We start from the raw sequence: 16298 nt of genomic DNA, 5'->3' as shown, positions 1-16298 counted from the left end.
CTGACCTTGGAGGCCGGCTGCATTTTTTCATTTATATTGTTTCAGTGTTTCAATCAGCATATTCCAAAACTTCTCATGATCCAGCTTCAATGCCACATTCACATTCGGCTCCCTGCCGGTCACACCGTGCAGATCCACAAGCGTCATCCCGTAGGTGAGTTCGCCTTTCGTCTCGATGTCGACCCTCAGCTTCTTCGTTTCAACCACGGTCGGATCGATGCAGTAAGCCACGCTGCACACATCATGGACAGGCGGATGCTCAAAGCCGAAGAACTCCAGGTATGTTTTCCTGAAATAGGTCAGTAATTCACTGACGAAGCCAGCTGCCGGATTGCCGATTTCTGCTATGCGGCTGCAGACGTGCCGGTCCGCGAGAGCCTGGTGAGTGAGATCCAGCCCCATCATCGTGATCGGGACACCGCTCTCGAATACCACCTTGGCAGCATCTGCGTCGACATAGATGTTGAATTCAGCCGCCGGGGTCCAGTTTCCGAACGTCCCGCCGCCCATGATGACGATTTCCTGTATCTTCGATAGGATCGCCGGCTCACGCCTCATAGCCATCGCAATATTGGTCAAGGGACCGACCGGTACAAGCGTAATATCACCGTCTGATTCCATCACTGTACGGATGATGAAATCGACCGCATGCTCCTCCCCCGCCTGCTTCAAAGGGTATGGGAGGACAGGGCCGTCCATCCCGGAGTCCCCGTGTATGTCAGCCGCTGTTTCCCGTTTCCGGATAAGGGGCTGACTGTTCCCCTTCAGAACCGGAACATCGTCGATCCCAGCAATTTCGCATACCTTCAACGCATTCAGTGTCGTTTTCTCCAACTCTGCATTCCCCGCCACGGTCGTTATGCCGATAAGATCGATGGCTTCATGCCCTGCCGCAAGCAGGATCGCGATGGCATCATCATGTCCGGGATCGCAGTCAAGAATGATTTTTCGTTTTGTATGTGTCTGCATAGAAGATACCGCCTTTTCTAATATTCTACTCCATAGCGCGTATGGGTCTTTTCAAATTCAGCCGGATCAGGATCGAAATATTTCTCATTGAAATCCGCTACAAACTTATCATCCTTGATGTAGCCCGATCCCCATGTCGGATCCAGCGTCAGCCACTTTCCGTCCACTTTCGCTTCGACCCACGCATGACGCTGCGGCCACCATCCGCCGCGTGCCATTCCCTCAATGAATCTCGCTTCGATATCGCTCGCCCTTAAGAGAGCGACGGCAAGATAGGCATAATCCTGGCACACACCTGTCTTTTCATCGAGCGTCTTGAGCGCACTGTCATCCCACTCAAATTCCGAGTTATCAAGCTTTTGCACGTCATAGCTTACGTTTTTGGCTGTATAGTCATAAATCGCCTTCACTTTATCACGTTCGCTCTTTTTTCCATTCGTCAGCTTCTGTGCCAGCTCCTTAATCTCCGGTGCTTCGGATTCCACACCCCTCGATGGCAGAAGATCCCGCTTATCCTCGCCGGTCGACTCCACCTCAAACTTTGCAAAGCCGTAGAACCTGAACGAATCACTGAATTCTTCCTTGATTTCCGGCACGCTCAGCGTCACTTCATACGTACCCGGACCGAAACGGAGATAGAAGGAGTCATCAAACGTAAAATCCTCGACCGGAATGACGTCCAGCGCCTCGTCCTCCCCTTTCTTCGTCGTCACATAAATGTGGTCGGTTTCAGGTCCGAACTCCGCTTCCGGATCGATCGTCCCTTTCACCGTGTACTTGCCGTCCGATTCACCCCCGCCGTATTGCGGGGATTCCAGTGTAACGCCGCGCTCCATGTACGCATTGGAGAATTCAATCGGGCTCATCGTCCGGTCGGATTCATTGTCGAGCAGAAGGCTCGTTGCAGTCTGGTAATAGTTCTCGCGCTCCTCATCCGGGACGAGCACTTCCAGTTCATGAACCCCTTTTCCATAAAATAAAGGCACATCATATGAAAACTTCCCGTCCTCAACCGGGATGACATGGGTCCATGTCTCGCTGTCTTTTTTCAGCTTAAGCATGACGGTGTCGCCGTCTTTCAACTCATCCGCTTTTCCCTTAAGGGCAAACACTTCATCTTCCTTCGTATAGCTGGAATCGGCATTTACTTCCATACCGGCGTCGCGGCCGAACGGAGTATACGTCACATCCCGCTTCTGGTCAGGATTCACATTATGGACAGTGAAAGATGCCGTATCATAAAAATAGTTCTCCTGATCCTTACTCGGGAGCTGCACCCTCACGCTGTATTCGCCTTCACCGTTGAAGAAATGGATGGCCTGCTTAAACTTCCCGTCCTCGATGGGAGTGTAATATTCAAGCTGATCTCCTGCAGGGCCTTCCTCCTTTGAGCGGACCTTGATCCAGGCGTAGTCCGATTTTAATCCCGAAGCCTTCTCGATAGCCCCTTTTATCACCACTTCCCCGTTCGCAGCAAATTCCTTATGAGAAGGTTCATCCAGGGTGGCACCGATTTCCTCGCTGTAAGAGGTCAGCTCGAGCGGTTCGAGCTCAAGTTCCTTGTTTTTCTCTTTCACAAGCTTTTCATATTTATCTTCTTCTTTTTTCTCTTCTTTTTTTGCTTCCGAGTCAGCCGAACTGCTGCAGGCCGAAAGGAACATCATACTCGCCATGAAGCAAAGCATCATGACGACGATGGGATTCTTTCTTTTCATCACATTCTCCTCCATTGATCTCCGTTTTACCTCTTCTCTTTTATGTACGTTTTAGACAAATTTTGGTTTCTGATGCTTTTTTACCATTCTGGATGTCTTTGTAAACCTGTTCAAGTGGAATTTTTTGGAGACTCTAAATAAAAAAGCCTCTCTAGAATAAAGAGAGACTTTTCAAGCCGCAATTGATTTCCGTGGAAGACTTCGCTTTCCGCGGGTGACCCGTGAGCCTCCTCGTCGCTGGCGCTCCTGCGGGGTCTCACATTAGTCACTTCTCCCGCAGGAGTCTTCGCCTTCCACTCCAATCATTTGCTGGAAAGTATATTAACTTTTTGTTTTAATGCCCGGCTCCGGCAATATCCACATGCTTTAGGTGGTTTTTGTTAGATAGGATAAAGACTACCGATAGCATAACAAATCCTGCTCCTACTATGAATGGGAGGCTTGGGTTGTAGATTTCTGCAAGTTTTCCTGCTGTGAATGGTGCAATGGCTCCTCCGATGAAGCGAAGGAAGCTGTAGGCTGCCGATGCTGTCGAGCGTTCGACCGGTGCCGCGTTCATGACTGCGGTTGTGATCAATGTGTTGTTGTTTCCGAGGAACGCTCCAGCCAGTATGACGGATACAATGACGACCCATTGTGTAGATGTCCAGAGTCCCATCGCAAGCAGCAATAATGCAAACAGTGTAAGCATTGCACACATGGACTTGATGGTCCCGAACCAGTGCTGCAGTTTCGGTGCCATGAAGACGGAAGTGACGGCAAGCAGCATCCCCCAGCCAAGGAATACGTATCCAAGTCCGTGTTCATCCAGCCCCATGACGAATGGTGCGTAAGCGAGCAGTGTAAAGAAACCAAAGTTGTACAATGCCGCAGCGATTCCGAACACGAATAACGAGCGGTGCTTCAACGCACGGAACGGATCGGCAAGCGTTGTTTTTGTTTGAGGCTTTTTGGCTGGATCTGCCTTTGGCATCAAGATTGTCAGACCGATGAACGCGATGACCATCAGTGACGCAACACCAAGGAATGGCCCCCTCCAGGATATGGCGCCAAGCCAGCCCCCGAGCAGCGGACCTACTGAAATACCAAGTCCGATTGCCGCTTCATACAGAATGATGGCTTTAGCGGCTCCGCTGTTTGAAAGCGACACAATCGCAGCCAATGCAGTGGCAACGAAAAGCGCATTTCCGAGACCCCAGCCTCCGCGGAGTCCGACCAGCGTCCAGATATCGTTAGAAAAACCTCCGAGTGCAGAGAATATGGCTATAATCACGATTCCCGAAAGCAGCGTCCCCTTGATTCCAATTCTTGAAGAAAGCATCCCGGTAATGAGCATTGCCACCGCCATCACCGCATTATAACTTGTGAAAAGCAGAGTGACCTGACTTTGGGATGCATCCAGCTGACTCGCGATCGCCGGCAGGATCGGGTCAACGAGCCCTAGTCCCATGAACGCAATGATACATGCAAAAAAAACAGCCCAGACCGCTTTCGGCTGTGCCAAAATCCCTTTCTTCTCCACATCGGCCGGATCCAATACAGGCGGCTGTGAAGGTACGGATGGTTGAGTAGATGACATTCGTATTCTCCTTTTCTTAATAAAATATATTTAAACCCACAAATTAGTTGTATGATGAAAGTTTATAATTGTATTATACAACTAAATTCCAGCACGTCAACAGCCTTTATCCATTTTATGTGGTATCATAATAGATATAACTTGTATTGCGGGGTTATTATATGAATGAAAAACATTTAGAAATGATTGAATTGGAGCTCGCCATCCTCATCCGCCGGGCCACCAATCTCTCTTCCCATAAAAAACTCGGTACCCTCGACCGCTCCGCCTATCTGTTACTAAGAAGGATTGCCAATAAAGGCGCAGCCGGAGTGAAGGTGCTTGCAGAGGAATTCATGCTCGACATATCCACGATCAGCAGACAGGCAGGCGCCCTTGAACAAAAAGGCTACCTGTACCGGATACCAGACCCTTTGGACGGCAGATCCTATAAACTCGACATCACCGAGCTTGGGACCACTGTCTTCAAGGAGCATAAACAGGCCCGCCTGGAACGGATATCCGAGAAAATCGAGGACTGGCCCGAGGACGAACGCGAATCATTTGGGAAATTATTGAAGAAGTTTAATGAGTCGTTGATATTGTGAGGAGTTTGAGGGGAGTCTGGTTGACTCCCTATTTTATTTGAATATTTTTAGTTAAAACCAATAAATTTTCTAAAATCACTATAGTAAATAGATTTATTTACTTCTCCCGTTATTTCAAAACAAGCTTTTTTAGGTGAATTGATTGTTTTTTCGAATTTACGCATCCTGCTTGAACGGGAGAATGGATTTATTATCGAAAATGAAAATTTTATTATCGATAATTCAATTGAAAACCAACATTTTATTATCAAATCTCAAAATGCCATTTTTAAAAACATTCTCTTATTATTGATTCAAATTACTTATCATCACCTTTTCCCGATTTATTATCGAAACTCATAAGTTGTTATCGGTGTTGTCCAATTAATTTTTCCCCAATAAAAAAACTCCCATCAGTTCTAAACTGATGGGAGTTTTTCATGATTAGCAGCTTGTTTAAGACAGCTAATCAAAGGGTTGAGGGGGCAGATTACATCATGCCGCCCATTCCACCCATGCCGCCCATATCAGGCATACCGCCGCCAGCATTTTCTTCAGGAATGTCTGCAACTACTGCTTCAGTAGTCAAGAACATTGCTGCAACGGATGCTGCGTTTTGAAGTGCGGAACGAGTAACTTTTGTTGGGTCAACGATACCTTTTTCGATCATGTTCACCCATTCGCCAGTCGCTGCGTTGAATCCTACACCCACTTCTTCTTTCTTCAGGCGTTCTACGATGATAGAACCTTCAAGTCCTGCGTTGTGAGCGATTTGACGGATTGGCTCTTCAAGTGCGCGAAGCACGATGTTGATACCAGTTGCAACGTCTGCGTCAGCTTCGATTGAAGCGACTTTGTTGTATACGTTCACAAGGGCAGTACCACCACCGGAAACGATACCTTCTTCCACTGCTGCGCGAGTAGAGTTCAATGCGTCTTCGATGCGTAGTTTACGCTCTTTAAGCTCAGTTTCAGTTGCAGCACCGACTTTAACGACTGCAACACCGCCTGCAAGCTTAGCAAGGCGCTCTTGTAATTTTTCTTTATCGAATTCAGAAGTAGACTCTTCGTGTTGAGCACGGATTTGGTTCACGCGTGCTGCAATCTTTTCTGGATCTCCAGAACCTTCTACTACTGTTGTGTTTTCTTTTGTTACGACAACTTTAGCAGCACGGCCCAATTGAGTCACATTTGCAGATTTAAGGTCAAGACCTAAATCTTCAGTAATGACTTCACCGCCAGTAAGGATGGCAAGGTCTTCAAGCATTGCTTTACGACGGTCACCGAATCCAGGAGCTTTAACAGCCACTGCATTGAATGTTCCGCGAAGTTTGTTTACTACTAGTGTTGCAAGTGCTTCACCTTCAACATCCTCAGCAACGATCAACAATGGCTTGCCTTGTTGAACCACTTGCTCAAGAACAGGAAGTACTTCCTGGATGTTGCCGATTTTCTTATCCGTGATCAAGATGTATGGATTCTCAAGAACCGCTTCCATCTTGTCAGAGTCAGTTACCATGTATGGAGATGCATATCCGCGGTCGAATTGCATACCTTCCACTACATCAAGCTCAGTTGTGAACCCTTTGGATTCTTCGATCGTGATGACACCATCGTTACCAACGCGCTCCATTGCTTCAGCGATCAATTGACCGACTTCTTCGTCAGCAGCTGAAATCGCAGCAACCTGAGCGATTGAATCTTTGCCTTCGATCGGTTTTGAAATAGCTTTTAATTCTTCAACTGCAGTTTGAACCGCTTTTTCGATCCCTTTACGTACGCCTACAGGGTTAGCTCCCGCCGTTACGTTCTTAAGACCTTCACGGATCATTGCCTGTGCAAGAACCGTTGCAGTTGTTGTACCGTCACCGGCAATTTCGTTTGTTTTGCTAGCTACTTCAGCAACAAGTTTAGCACCCATGTTTTCGAATGCATCTTCAAGTTCGATTTCTTTAGCAATTGTTACACCGTCATTTGTGATAAGCGGTGAACCGTATTTCTTCTCAAGTACCACGTTGCGTCCTTTTGGTCCAAGAGTTACTTTTACTGCGTTTGCTAATTGATCTACCCCGCGAAGCATGGAACGGCGTGCTTCTTCGCTAAATTTAATATCCTTAGCCATATTCAAAGTCCTCCTCTTATTGTTTAAAGTATTGTTTTATTATCAGTTAGTTAATTATTCGCCAACAACAGCCAGAATGTCACTGTCACGAAGGATCAGATATTCTGTGCCTTGGTATTTCACTTCTGTACCAGCATATTTACTGAAGATGATTCGATCGCCGACAGACACTTCAAGAGCAACGCGCTCACCGCTGTCAAGAACGCGACCTGTACCTACAGCAACAACTTTACCTTCCTGCGGCTTTTCCTTTGCGGAGTCCGGAAGAACGATACCGCTTGCTGTTTTTTCTTCTGATTCGACTAGCTCGATAACGACGCGATCACCTAGTGGTTTTAACAAGTGAAACAACCTCCTTGAAATTATGTAAATAGTTTATTTATTAGCACTCGTTCGTCGCGAGTGCTAACACAATTATTATAATAATTAATTCGTTTTCATTTTGCAAGAGTCCTGCTTAAAATTTTTTTCGTCATTTTCCTCCTTTTTTCACACCTCTCTATACTATGTTGGGGTTTGTCTTTCTATTCCTGTCTCTTTTTTAAAACTGATCCTTTGAGTTATCCTCAAGCAATGTATGAAAGGTTAAATAGACCGTTCCTTTCCGCTGCAGGCACAAGATTCCCCGGGGAGGAAGTCGAGCCTCTAGCCGCCGGAGCTGGAAAAGTCTCGACTTTTCCTCTATATCCCGTCGGAGTCAAGTGCCTTCCGCTCCAATCCACTCTGTTTTTTACCTTATTCCAACTTGACTGCTTCTAAATACATATCAAAAGCTTATTCTTAACTAATATCAGCTGTTGGTTGGAGTGCAAGACGAAGACTCCTGCGGGAAAAGCGAGTTAGGTGAGACCCCGCAGGAGCTTTAGCGACGAGGAGGCTCACCAACCGCCCGCGGAAAGCGAAGTTTTGCACGGAAACCAACAGCGTGTTAAAGCAACTAACAACAAATAACCCTACCATTTGAACAGTCGAGCAATTATTAGTAGAATTGAACAAGATGACGATTAAAGGAGACGTAACGTTGAAAAAACATTTTGGATATATATTGATCGCGTATATTGTGATGCAGCTTTCGAGTATTGTCGGGGTCCCGCTCCTTTATAAGATCGGGACGGATGTGATGGGCGAGCCTGCAGACCAGGTGAAGCAGCTTGTACCGGGTTACTGGCTAGTGATCAGCTTTACACTGACCTTGATTGTCGTTTGGAGCATCCTGCGGAAGAGTGAAACAAGCACCCGGCTTGAAAGAAGTGCTCCCCTCAATGCCGGCAGTTCGATCGGCTGGGCGATTGCAGGGATATTCATCGCTTTCTTCGCACAGTCCATTGCGATTCAGATTGAGTATGCACTCGGCATTAAGATGGGCTCGGAAAATACGCAGATGATTATCGGGATCATTGAAAAGGTTCCCGTTTCGATGCTTGTTGCCGCCGTGATTGGACCGATCCTTGAGGAGATCGTGTTCAGGAAAATCATTTTCGGCGTCCTGTATGAAAAGATGCATTTCTTCTTTGCAGCATTGATCAGTTCCGTCATTTTTGCCCTTGCGCATTTTGAACCGGAACATGTCATCCTGTATTCGGCCATGGGATTCACTTTTGCGTTTCTATATGTAAGGACAAAGAGAATACTCGTGCCAATTTTTGCTCATGTCGCGATGAATACATCTGTCGTGCTGATACAATCTATCTATAAGGACGATATTCAGAAGATCATGAAAGAAGCAGAACAAATTCAAGGATTTATTGGAGGATTATTTTCATGAGAAGATCACCGCTTTTCTCTGGAGTGATCTATCTCCTGCTCGGAATACTTTTCACATACTTTGCAGTACAGAATGTAAGAGATGATGGTTGGGGATTTTTCACTTATATGCTGGTCTTTCTGGCCACCCTTGATTTCGGGTCTGGACTCAGGATGATCATGATTCATTTCAAGATCAAGAAACAAATCAATAATAAAAAATAAGGATTGATCCCCGCGGGGATCAATCCTTATTTATATCTTCATATTGTTCGATTTCAAGCTTCTGTTCCGCTTCCAGTACCTTTTTATATCCGATCTTTGAAATCCAGATGCTGATTTCATAAAGGATGAATAAAGGCACGGTCACCATCAAGTGAGAGATGATGTCCGGCGGCGTGATGAAGGCTGCAATGATGAAAAGCGCAAAGTAAGCGACCTTCCTTGCTTTTGCCATCACCATAGGGGTGATGATCCCAAGCCTTGTCAAAAACAGCATCACGACCGGCAGCTGAAATAAAAAGCCGAATGGAATCGTTATTTGAAATAAGAAATGAAAGTACTCATTGATACCGATGACCTGCTGAATCTCGAGATTCTCAGATAGTCCCATCATGAACTTCACCACATAAGGAAACAGGATGAAGTACGAAAAGGACAACCCTGCAAGAAATAGAAGGACCGACACCGGTATGTAGCTGAGCGTTACCTTTCTTTCCCGTTCATAAAGACCGGGTGAAACAAATGACCATACCTGATAAAGGATGACCGGCGACGTGATGAGCACGGCGATGAAGATGATCATCTCCATGTAAATTTTAAGCGGATCTGTCACCCTGAATGCATTCATGGTCATCTCTTTTGCTTCATCGGCATGCTGTAAATATGTGATCAGCGGACCTGCAAGGAAGAAGCCTGCGATGACCGCCAACAAGAAGAAAACGACTACAATCATGAGTCGTTTTTGCAATTCTCCTATATGCTCATACAATGTCATTTCTTTCTGACTTTGACTCATGGCGTTCATCCTACTCTATTACTTAGCATCTTTTGATTTATCGTCATCATCTGCTAAGCCTTTTGTTGCATTTTTGAACTCACGTAAAGTATTTCCGAATGCTTTTCCGAGTTCCGGCAATTTCTTAGGGCCAAAAATCAGTAAAGCAACAATAGCGATTAATACGAGGCTACCTGGACCTGGCATAATGAGACACCTCCTCTTTTACATCTCTATCATATCGTAAATCATATGAAATGGCTATTCCGATATGATTCCATCTTGTGACATTTCCGTGTCATCCTCTGAATAATGTTTCAAAAAGTATACCAGTGACTGCAGTTCCACTGCCAAATCAATATGATGGATGCGGATATGATCCGGCACCGTCAGCCTTGCCGGTGTAAAGTTCAGGATCCCCTTGATCTTTGAGGATACCAGCCGGTCTGTGATGTTCTGAGCAGAAGAAGCCGGCACTGTCAGGATCGCCACTTCAATATTCTGATCTTCGAGCTTCTCTTCAAGGTCATCCAGGTGATAGACCGGAACATCGCCGACCTGTGTCCCAACTTTGGACTCATCCACTTCGAACGCCATCTCGATCTTCGTATTATTGTTTTTTATAAAATTATAATTGAGAAAGGCGGTACCCAGATTCCCGACCCCGATCAGCACAACCTTTGTCAGTGCATCCTGATCAAGCGTCTTTCTGAAAAAAGAGAGAAGATAGTTTACATTATATCCATAACCCTTTTTCCCTAATGCACCGAAATAGGAAAAGTCCCTGCGGATCGTGGCAGAATCAACCTTCACTGCTTCACTCAATTCCTTGGAAGACACCCTCTGCTTACCCGATGAGTATAAATTCTTGATGAAACGGTAATAAAGCGGCAGCCGCTTCGCCGTTGCCTGTGGAATTTTCGTTGTATCCTGATTCATTTCGTATTCCCCCACATCTATTCAAAACCTCGTTACGTTGGACACCCGCCAGTCTGTGAACGCTTCCAAAATAACAATTAATCTTTTTCTCACGCTCTCCTACCCATCATACACTATATTCTATCCTATATGTGTGAAGATTAATAGTCATTCCTGGACATGTATCATTGCCGTTCTCCTCACAAATACGGTACACTAGCACTATGAAACAGAGGTGAAACGTCATGATTCTACTACAAGTGAATCAACTTAGCAAAAACTTTGGTGCAGATAATATCTTATCGAACATCAAACTTGAAATACAGACAAGGGACAGGGTTGCACTCGTCGGCCGCAACGGCGCCGGGAAGTCCACTCTTTTAAAAATAATCGCCGGCCAGCTTTCATATGATGACGGTGAAATCACCAAGCCAAAAGGCGTATCGATCGGTTATCTCGCCCAGAATACGGGCCTTGAATCCGAGCTTTCGATCTGGGAGGAAATGCTGACTGTCTTCGAAGATCTGCGAGCTCAGGAAAAACAGCTCCGTGTTCTTGAAACAAAAATGGCAGATCCGTCCGTTTATGAAAACGAGGAGCTGTATCAGCGGGTTCTGAAAGAATACGATGAGCTTCAGGTCAGCTTCAAAGAATCAGGGGGCTACCAATATGAAGCGGATATCAGATCCGTCCTTCACGGATTGAACTTTGCCGACTTCGACTATGATACTAAAATCTCCACGCTGAGCGGAGGACAGAAAACCCGTCTAGCACTAGGGAAGCTGCTCCTGACAAAGCCGGATATCCTGATCCTCGATGAGCCGACCAACCATCTGGATATCGAAACCCTCTCCTGGCTGGAGACTTACCTTCAGAGCTATGAAGGGGCTGTCCTGATCGTTTCCCATGACCGTTATTTCCTGGACAGCGTCGTCAACCAGGTCTACGAAATCTCGCGCAGGCGGAGCAGGAAGTACATCGGGAACTACAGCAAGTATCTTCAGCAGAAAGCGGAAGAATACGAAAAAGATGTCAAACTCTATGAGCGCCAGCAGCAGGAAGTCGCAAAGCTCGAAGACTTCATCCAGCGCAACATCGCCCGTGCCTCCACGACCAAGATGGCTCAGAGCCGCCGAAAGAAACTCGAGCGCATGGATTTGATGGACAAGCCGCTCGGTGATGAGAAATCTGCCACCTTCTCATTCGATATCGATCGCCAAAGCGGAAACGATGTGCTCAAAGTGAATGACCTGTCGATTGGATACGAAGCTCAGGACATCATCTCGAGCCACATCGACTTCTCCGTAAAAAAAGGAGACAGCATCGCTCTCGTGGGACCGAATGGAATCGGTAAATCCACCCTGCTGAAGACACTTGTGGATAAACTCAAGCCGTTAGCGGGAGACTTCAAGTTCGGATCGAACGTCTCAATTAGCTACTACGATCAGGAGCAGGCCGACCTTTCATCGAATAAAACTGTTCTCAATGAACTTTGGGATGAATATCCGATGAAAAACGAGAAGGAAATCCGGACTGTACTCGGAAACTTCCTGTTTTCAGGGGAAGATGTGCTGAAACCTGTCTCGACTTTGAGCGGAGGCGAAAAAGCAAGATTAGCACTTTCAAAACTGATGATGGAAAAAGGCAATGTCCTCATCCTTGATGAGCCGACGAACCACCTGGATCTCGACAGCAAAGAAGTACTTGAAAATGCCCTGATCGGTTATCCCGGAACGATTCTTTTTGTTTCACATGACCGTTACTTCATCAACCGGATCGCCACCAAAGTGCTTGAACTCTCGAAAAATGGTTCCACCGAGTACCTCGGCGATTATAACTATTATGTAGAGAAGCTCCAGGAACAGGAAGAACTTGCGGCTCTGGAACAAATAGAAAAAGGGCAGCCTGCACCTGGTGCGGCCACCCAGCAAAAGCAAAATCATAAAATTGACAAAGAGGCTAAGAAACTCGAACGTCAGCGCCGTAGAAGAGTCGAGGAAATCGAGACACGGATGGAAGAACTTGAAACAGTCATTGCAGAACAAGAAGAATTGCTGTGTGACCCCGTCATCTTCCAGGACCACGAAAAAGTCCAGGAGATCAACGACAAGTTGAACTCTTCCAAGGAGGAACTCGATGAGCTCCTTGAAGAATGGACTGAACTCGAGGAACTTCTCCAAGAAGAACAGTAATCCACAGGTTTGAGTGAATTCACATCACTCAAACCTTCTTTATTCCACATGGATATCCACATGTCGAATGTTGACGAAACGTTGTTCTTAGAAGTTTTCCACATTATCCACAGATAAATCCACAGTTATACACAATTCTACATTGAATTACCCATATCTTTTTCACAAGGTGTTCACATCTTATCCCAAGTTATTAACAAATTATCCACAGACTGTTGATAAAACGTATGTTCCCTAAAAAAAAGCCCCGACAAGGTGGATGCACCCCATCGAAGCTTTACCAAATCAAAAATCCTCAATATCCAAACCAGGATTGGCGTTCATCGCCATATCCCCTCTTTTGCCTTGCTCAAACAATACAGTACCTGCGGCAGCAATCATCGCGGCATTATCTGTACACAGGGATAACGGTGGAATGACAAGCTCTGGATCCAGTTCCTTGAACGCTTCTTCCAAAGCAGCCCTCAGCCCTTTATTGGCAGCCACTCCTCCTGCCAGCAGCAGTTGTTCCACTTTATACTCATTCACAGCCCTTACCGTTTTTGTAACCAGTACATCGATTACACTGGCCTGGAAGCTTGCGGCAAGATCTTGTGGATAAATGGTCTTGCCTTTTTGCTTTGCATTATGAAGCGTATTGATAACGGCAGATTTCAACCCGCTGAAACTGAAATCATATGACCCTTCTTCGAGCCATGCACGCGGAAGGTCAAGCACCGGCTCCCCTTCATGGGCCAGACGGTCGATATGAGGACCTCCCGGATATGGAAGGCTCAACGTTCTTGCCACCTTATCGTAAGCCTCTCCTGCCGCATCATCGCGCGTTTCGCCGATGACCTCGAAAGAACCGTGCTCCTTCATCAGCACGAGCTCTGTATGTCCCCCTGAAACGACAAGCGACAACAGTGGGAACTTCATTTCTTCCACCAAACGGTTTGCGTAGATATGCCCCGCGATATGATGGACGCCGACCAGCGGCTTGTTATGAGCAAATGCAAGAGCCTTTGCAGCATTCACCCCGATGAGCAATGCCCCCACTAAACCGGGTCCTTCCGTGACAGCAATGCAATCGATCTCTTCCATTGTCATTTCTGACTGTTCCAGTGCCTCTTCCAGCACCAGAGTCACCTGCTCCACATGGTGACGTGAAGCGATTTCAGGCACCACACCGCCGAATCGCTTATGGCTTTCTATTTGGGACGAAACGATATTCGCCACGATCTCCGTACCATTTTTTATGATGGCCACGGCTGTTTCATCACAACTTGTCTCTATTCCTAACACATACGTATCTTTTTTCATAGATTCACCCACATCACTAAAGCATCTTCTTGATTATCTGAATAATACCGTTTCCGGATACCGCCGTCTTGAAAACCCATCTTTCGATATAACCCCTTCGCTGCCTCGTTGCTCACCCTGACTTCAAGTGTCATCACTCGGGCTCCGACCTGTTTGGCAATCTCCATGATCCTCTTCATGAGCGCTTCACCAAGTCCTTTCCCCCTGTAATCAGGCAGGACCGCGACATTCGTGATATGCGCCTCATCCACAACAAGCCAGACTCCGCAGTAACCGGCTATACACTCCCCGTCCTCCACGACGAGATATGTAGACAGGTGATTTTGTTCTATTTCGTTGTAAAAGGCCTCACGGGTCCACGGAATACTGAACGAACGATGCTCGATTTCCATCACTGCATCCAAATCATCAACCGTCATAAATCGAATTTCCATATCCTGAACGATCCTTTTTCTTTTGTGCCTCTAACCATTTCACTTCAGCCTCAGCCAGACGGATATAATTAGGAACGACTTCATGAGCCGTCTTTTCTTCCATTTGCGCACCTATAAAAGCAAGCTCTGAAGGACGTGGATTATGGCTCACGAAAGGAGCGATCCTCGCCTGATCTCCCAGCACTTCTTTTATAACAGCCTCATGAATGCCGACATCGTTTCCGACAAATAAAATCTCCCCGTCATACTCTTTCAGCTTTTCCACCCAGTCAGCGAGCAAGAGATTCCGGTCTTCTTCAATCTGCTGGATCGTATCTCCTTCAAACTTATACAACCCTGTATATACCTGCCCTCTTCTTGCGTCAAAGATAGGTGAAATATACCCATTAAAATGGCGGCCGGAAGAAGCGAGCACCGCCAGACTGGATACTGGGACCAGCGGTATATTCAGCGACCAGGCAAGTGTCTTTGCCATCGTGACCCCTATTCGGACCCCAGTATACGAACCGGGTCCATTCGCCACCACAATCTTCGTCAGCTCTTTCGGTTCCGTCTCACACTCTTTCAAAAGCTGCTCAACGGCAGGCATGGCCCTTACAGAATGATTTCTCTTAAAATTGGTGATATACTCACCAATCACTTTTTCTTCATCAATTAACGCAACCCCAAGAGGATAGTTCGAGGTATCGATCGACAATATCTTCATGAAACAATCTCCTTACATAACTCATAATACCTTTGCCCGTAAGGCTTTAACACAATTCTCCTGGTCGTGTCGCCTTCCCTGTAAATCGACAGGTTCAACAATTCACCCGGCAGCTGGTCTTTAATCAAATGAGCCCATTCGACGACCGTCACTCCCTCACCTTCAAAATACTCATCAAACCCCAAGTCTTCAAAGGAATCATCCAGGCGGTACACATCCATATGATAAAAAGGCAGACGCCCCTTATATTCTTTAATAATGGTAAACGTAGGGCTGTTCACCGTCCTTTTCACTCCAAGCCCTTTCGCAAGCCCCTTCGTGAAAGTCGTCTTCCCGGCACCAAGATCACCTTCCAATGTTATCACATCTCCAGGCTGAAGGTATTGTGCCAGTCTCTCTGCAAATGCCCCCGTCTCCTCGGGATTCTCCGTCATCATTTCATACTGGTCCATATCTATCTCCTCAACTTAAGTAGAGTATAAAAAAACCTTAGGACAGCACCTAAGGGATAATGTATATATGTAGTTTACCCTTTTTGGGGTATTTGAGTAAAGTGTATGAGAATGGTTGTCCATATTTAAGGGAAGAAAAAGGCTTTTTGAAGTTTTTGCAGCACTCTTAGTGGTATTTTTTAAATAATTCATACAAAATCGGCAGCTAGTCCCGTAAAGTTCCTTTTCACGGCTGTAATTAAGTGGCCAGAAGCACCCCGTGATGCTTTGTTTGGGGATTTATGATCCGTTTTCCAGATTTATGATCCATTCCAGAGATTTATGATCCTAATTCAGGATTTATGATCCATTCTGAAAATATATGATCCGTTTTACAATTTTATGATCTTTTAATAATGATTCTAAATAAAATTCAAAAGATAGAAATCCCTTCATCATACCACGGACACTCTTCCATTCCAGTGATCAATATAAAGAATAAAGAAAAATAAAAAAACGAAACAAAAGTTTCGTTTACGTGTAAAGTAATGGCGGTCTGGACGGGACTCGAACCCGCGACCTCCTGCGTGACAGGCAGGCATTCTAACCAACTGAACTACCAGA

At 46.1% G+C, this 16298-nt stretch carries 16 protein-coding genes; 4 read left to right on the top strand and 12 right to left on the bottom strand.

Features of this window, described 5'->3' with window-relative positions; all coding sequences use genetic code 11:
- Positions 1-27 precede the first annotated feature (27 nt).
- The 3 genes from ACKA06_RS18715 to ACKA06_RS18705 all read right to left on the bottom strand — a co-directional run bounded on the left by ACKA06_RS18715 (position 28) and on the right by ACKA06_RS18705 (position 4263).
- Positions 28-969, bottom strand: a complete 942-nt coding sequence (locus tag ACKA06_RS18715) for a nucleoside hydrolase (RefSeq protein WP_411160365.1) — start codon at positions 967-969, stop codon at positions 28-30.
- Positions 970-986: 17 nt separating this feature from the next.
- Positions 987-2684 (bottom strand): transglutaminase domain-containing protein, encoded by a 1698-nt coding sequence (locus ACKA06_RS18710; RefSeq protein WP_411160364.1) that lies wholly within the window; start codon positions 2682-2684, stop codon positions 987-989.
- A gap of 334 nt (positions 2685-3018) precedes the next feature.
- On the bottom strand, positions 3019-4263 hold the full coding sequence (locus ACKA06_RS18705) for an MFS transporter (protein WP_411160363.1): 1245 nt from the start codon (positions 4261-4263) through the stop codon (positions 3019-3021).
- A 161-nt stretch (positions 4264-4424) separates the two neighbouring features.
- Here ACKA06_RS18705 and ACKA06_RS18700 point away from each other — a divergent pair, with 161 nt between their 5' ends.
- Positions 4425-4850 carry a MarR family winged helix-turn-helix transcriptional regulator gene (locus ACKA06_RS18700; RefSeq protein ID WP_058300045.1) on the top strand — a complete coding sequence of 142 codons (426 nt, stop codon included), beginning with the start codon at positions 4425-4427 and terminating at the stop codon, positions 4848-4850.
- A gap of 469 nt (positions 4851-5319) precedes the next feature.
- Here ACKA06_RS18700 and groL read toward each other — a convergent pair whose 3' ends face one another.
- Entirely contained in the window at positions 5320-6951 is a 1632-nt protein-coding gene (gene groL, locus ACKA06_RS18695; protein WP_032085421.1) for a chaperonin GroEL, read from the bottom strand.
- A 54-nt stretch (positions 6952-7005) separates the two neighbouring features.
- Positions 7006-7293: a co-chaperone GroES gene (groES, locus tag ACKA06_RS18690; RefSeq protein WP_032085422.1), complete on the bottom strand. Its 288-nt coding sequence runs from the start codon at positions 7291-7293 to the stop codon at positions 7006-7008.
- A gap of 679 nt (positions 7294-7972) precedes the next feature.
- Between groES and ACKA06_RS18685 the strand changes: the two genes are divergently transcribed.
- Both ACKA06_RS18685 and ACKA06_RS18680 read left to right on the top strand, forming a co-directional pair.
- Positions 7973-8716 (top strand): CPBP family intramembrane glutamic endopeptidase, encoded by a 744-nt coding sequence (locus ACKA06_RS18685; RefSeq protein ID WP_032085423.1) that lies wholly within the window; start codon positions 7973-7975, stop codon positions 8714-8716.
- The gene (locus tag ACKA06_RS18680) at positions 8713-8919 is read left to right on the top strand and encodes a YdiK family protein (protein ID WP_032085424.1); all 207 of its coding nucleotides are present in this window, start codon (positions 8713-8715) and stop codon (positions 8917-8919) included. Before ACKA06_RS18685 ends, ACKA06_RS18680 begins: the two co-directional genes overlap by 4 nt.
- 19 nt (positions 8920-8938) lie before the next feature.
- On the opposite strand, the gene tatC is transcribed toward ACKA06_RS18680, so the two are convergent.
- From tatC to ACKA06_RS18665, 3 genes are read right to left on the bottom strand one after another with little or no spacing between them, the layout of a single operon-like run.
- Entirely contained in the window at positions 8939-9712 is a 774-nt protein-coding gene (tatC, locus tag ACKA06_RS18675) for a twin-arginine translocase subunit TatC (protein ID WP_058300044.1), read from the bottom strand.
- A gap of 18 nt (positions 9713-9730) precedes the next feature.
- Entirely contained in the window at positions 9731-9898 is a 168-nt protein-coding gene (locus tag ACKA06_RS18670; protein ID WP_032085426.1) for a twin-arginine translocase TatA/TatE family subunit, read from the bottom strand.
- Positions 9899-9952: 54 nt separating this feature from the next.
- Positions 9953-10630: a redox-sensing transcriptional repressor Rex gene (locus ACKA06_RS18665; RefSeq protein ID WP_032085427.1), complete on the bottom strand. Its 678-nt coding sequence runs from the start codon at positions 10628-10630 to the stop codon at positions 9953-9955.
- 224 nt (positions 10631-10854) lie between these two features.
- Between ACKA06_RS18665 and ACKA06_RS18660 the strand changes: the two genes are divergently transcribed.
- Positions 10855-12801 carry an ABC-F family ATP-binding cassette domain-containing protein gene (locus ACKA06_RS18660; protein WP_411160362.1) on the top strand — a complete coding sequence of 649 codons (1947 nt, stop codon included), beginning with the start codon at positions 10855-10857 and terminating at the stop codon, positions 12799-12801.
- A gap of 285 nt (positions 12802-13086) precedes the next feature.
- On the opposite strand, the gene tsaD is transcribed toward ACKA06_RS18660, so the two are convergent.
- From tsaD to tsaE, 4 genes are read right to left on the bottom strand one after another with little or no spacing between them, the layout of a single operon-like run.
- Positions 13087-14103 (bottom strand): tRNA (adenosine(37)-N6)-threonylcarbamoyltransferase complex transferase subunit TsaD, encoded by a 1017-nt coding sequence (gene tsaD / locus ACKA06_RS18655; protein ID WP_064563669.1) that lies wholly within the window; start codon positions 14101-14103, stop codon positions 13087-13089.
- Complete coding sequence (rimI, locus tag ACKA06_RS18650) at positions 14100-14537, bottom strand: ribosomal protein S18-alanine N-acetyltransferase (RefSeq protein WP_232354014.1); 438 nt, start codon at positions 14535-14537, stop codon at positions 14100-14102. The genes tsaD and rimI overlap by 4 nt, the downstream gene beginning before the upstream one ends.
- Positions 14512-15243, bottom strand: a complete 732-nt coding sequence (gene tsaB / locus ACKA06_RS18645; protein WP_411160361.1) for a tRNA (adenosine(37)-N6)-threonylcarbamoyltransferase complex dimerization subunit type 1 TsaB — start codon at positions 15241-15243, stop codon at positions 14512-14514. The genes rimI and tsaB overlap by 26 nt, the downstream gene beginning before the upstream one ends.
- Positions 15240-15695: a tRNA (adenosine(37)-N6)-threonylcarbamoyltransferase complex ATPase subunit type 1 TsaE gene (gene tsaE / locus ACKA06_RS18640; protein ID WP_411160360.1), complete on the bottom strand. Its 456-nt coding sequence runs from the start codon at positions 15693-15695 to the stop codon at positions 15240-15242. The genes tsaB and tsaE overlap by 4 nt, the downstream gene beginning before the upstream one ends.
- Positions 15696-16298: the final 603 nt, after the last annotated feature.

Origin of the sequence: Rossellomorea oryzaecorticis (genome assembly GCF_045897515.1) — a bacterium.
GTDB classification, from domain to species: Bacteria; Bacillota; Bacilli; order Bacillales; family Bacillaceae_B; genus Rossellomorea; species Rossellomorea enclensis.
The sequence above is the reverse complement of the archived record's forward strand: the minus strand, read 5'-3'. Positions and strand labels throughout refer to the sequence as shown.

What these genes read in the sequence shown, in the direction of transcription:
- ACKA06_RS18660 (WP_411160362.1), top strand. Translation starts at nt 10,855, where the DNA reads ATGATTCTACTACAAGTGAATCAACTTAGCAAAAACTTTGGTGCAGAT.
- groL (WP_032085421.1), bottom strand. Translation starts at nt 6,951, where the DNA reads ATGGCTAAGGATATTAAATTTAGCGAAGAAGCACGCCGTTCCATGCTT.
- ACKA06_RS18700 (WP_058300045.1), top strand. Translation starts at nt 4,425, where the DNA reads ATGAATGAAAAACATTTAGAAATGATTGAATTGGAGCTCGCCATCCTC.
- ACKA06_RS18715 (WP_411160365.1), bottom strand. Translation starts at nt 969, where the DNA reads ATGCAGACACATACAAAACGAAAAATCATTCTTGACTGCGATCCCGGA.
- ACKA06_RS18665 (WP_032085427.1), bottom strand. Translation starts at nt 10,630, where the DNA reads ATGAATCAGGATACAACGAAAATTCCACAGGCAACGGCGAAGCGGCTG.
- tsaE (WP_411160360.1), bottom strand. Translation starts at nt 15,695, where the DNA reads ATGGACCAGTATGAAATGATGACGGAGAATCCCGAGGAGACGGGGGCA.
- ACKA06_RS18670 (WP_032085426.1), bottom strand. Translation starts at nt 9,898, where the DNA reads ATGCCAGGTCCAGGTAGCCTCGTATTAATCGCTATTGTTGCTTTACTG.
- ACKA06_RS18710 (WP_411160364.1), bottom strand. Translation starts at nt 2,684, where the DNA reads ATGAAAAGAAAGAATCCCATCGTCGTCATGATGCTTTGCTTCATGGCG.
- tsaB (WP_411160361.1), bottom strand. Translation starts at nt 15,243, where the DNA reads ATGAAGATATTGTCGATCGATACCTCGAACTATCCTCTTGGGGTTGCG.
- tatC (WP_058300044.1), bottom strand. Translation starts at nt 9,712, where the DNA reads ATGAGTCAAAGTCAGAAAGAAATGACATTGTATGAGCATATAGGAGAA.
- tsaD (WP_064563669.1), bottom strand. Translation starts at nt 14,103, where the DNA reads ATGAAAAAAGATACGTATGTGTTAGGAATAGAGACAAGTTGTGATGAA.
- rimI (WP_232354014.1), bottom strand. Translation starts at nt 14,537, where the DNA reads ATGGAAATTCGATTTATGACGGTTGATGATTTGGATGCAGTGATGGAA.
- ACKA06_RS18680 (WP_032085424.1), top strand. Translation starts at nt 8,713, where the DNA reads ATGAGAAGATCACCGCTTTTCTCTGGAGTGATCTATCTCCTGCTCGGA.
- ACKA06_RS18705 (WP_411160363.1), bottom strand. Translation starts at nt 4,263, where the DNA reads ATGTCATCTACTCAACCATCCGTACCTTCACAGCCGCCTGTATTGGAT.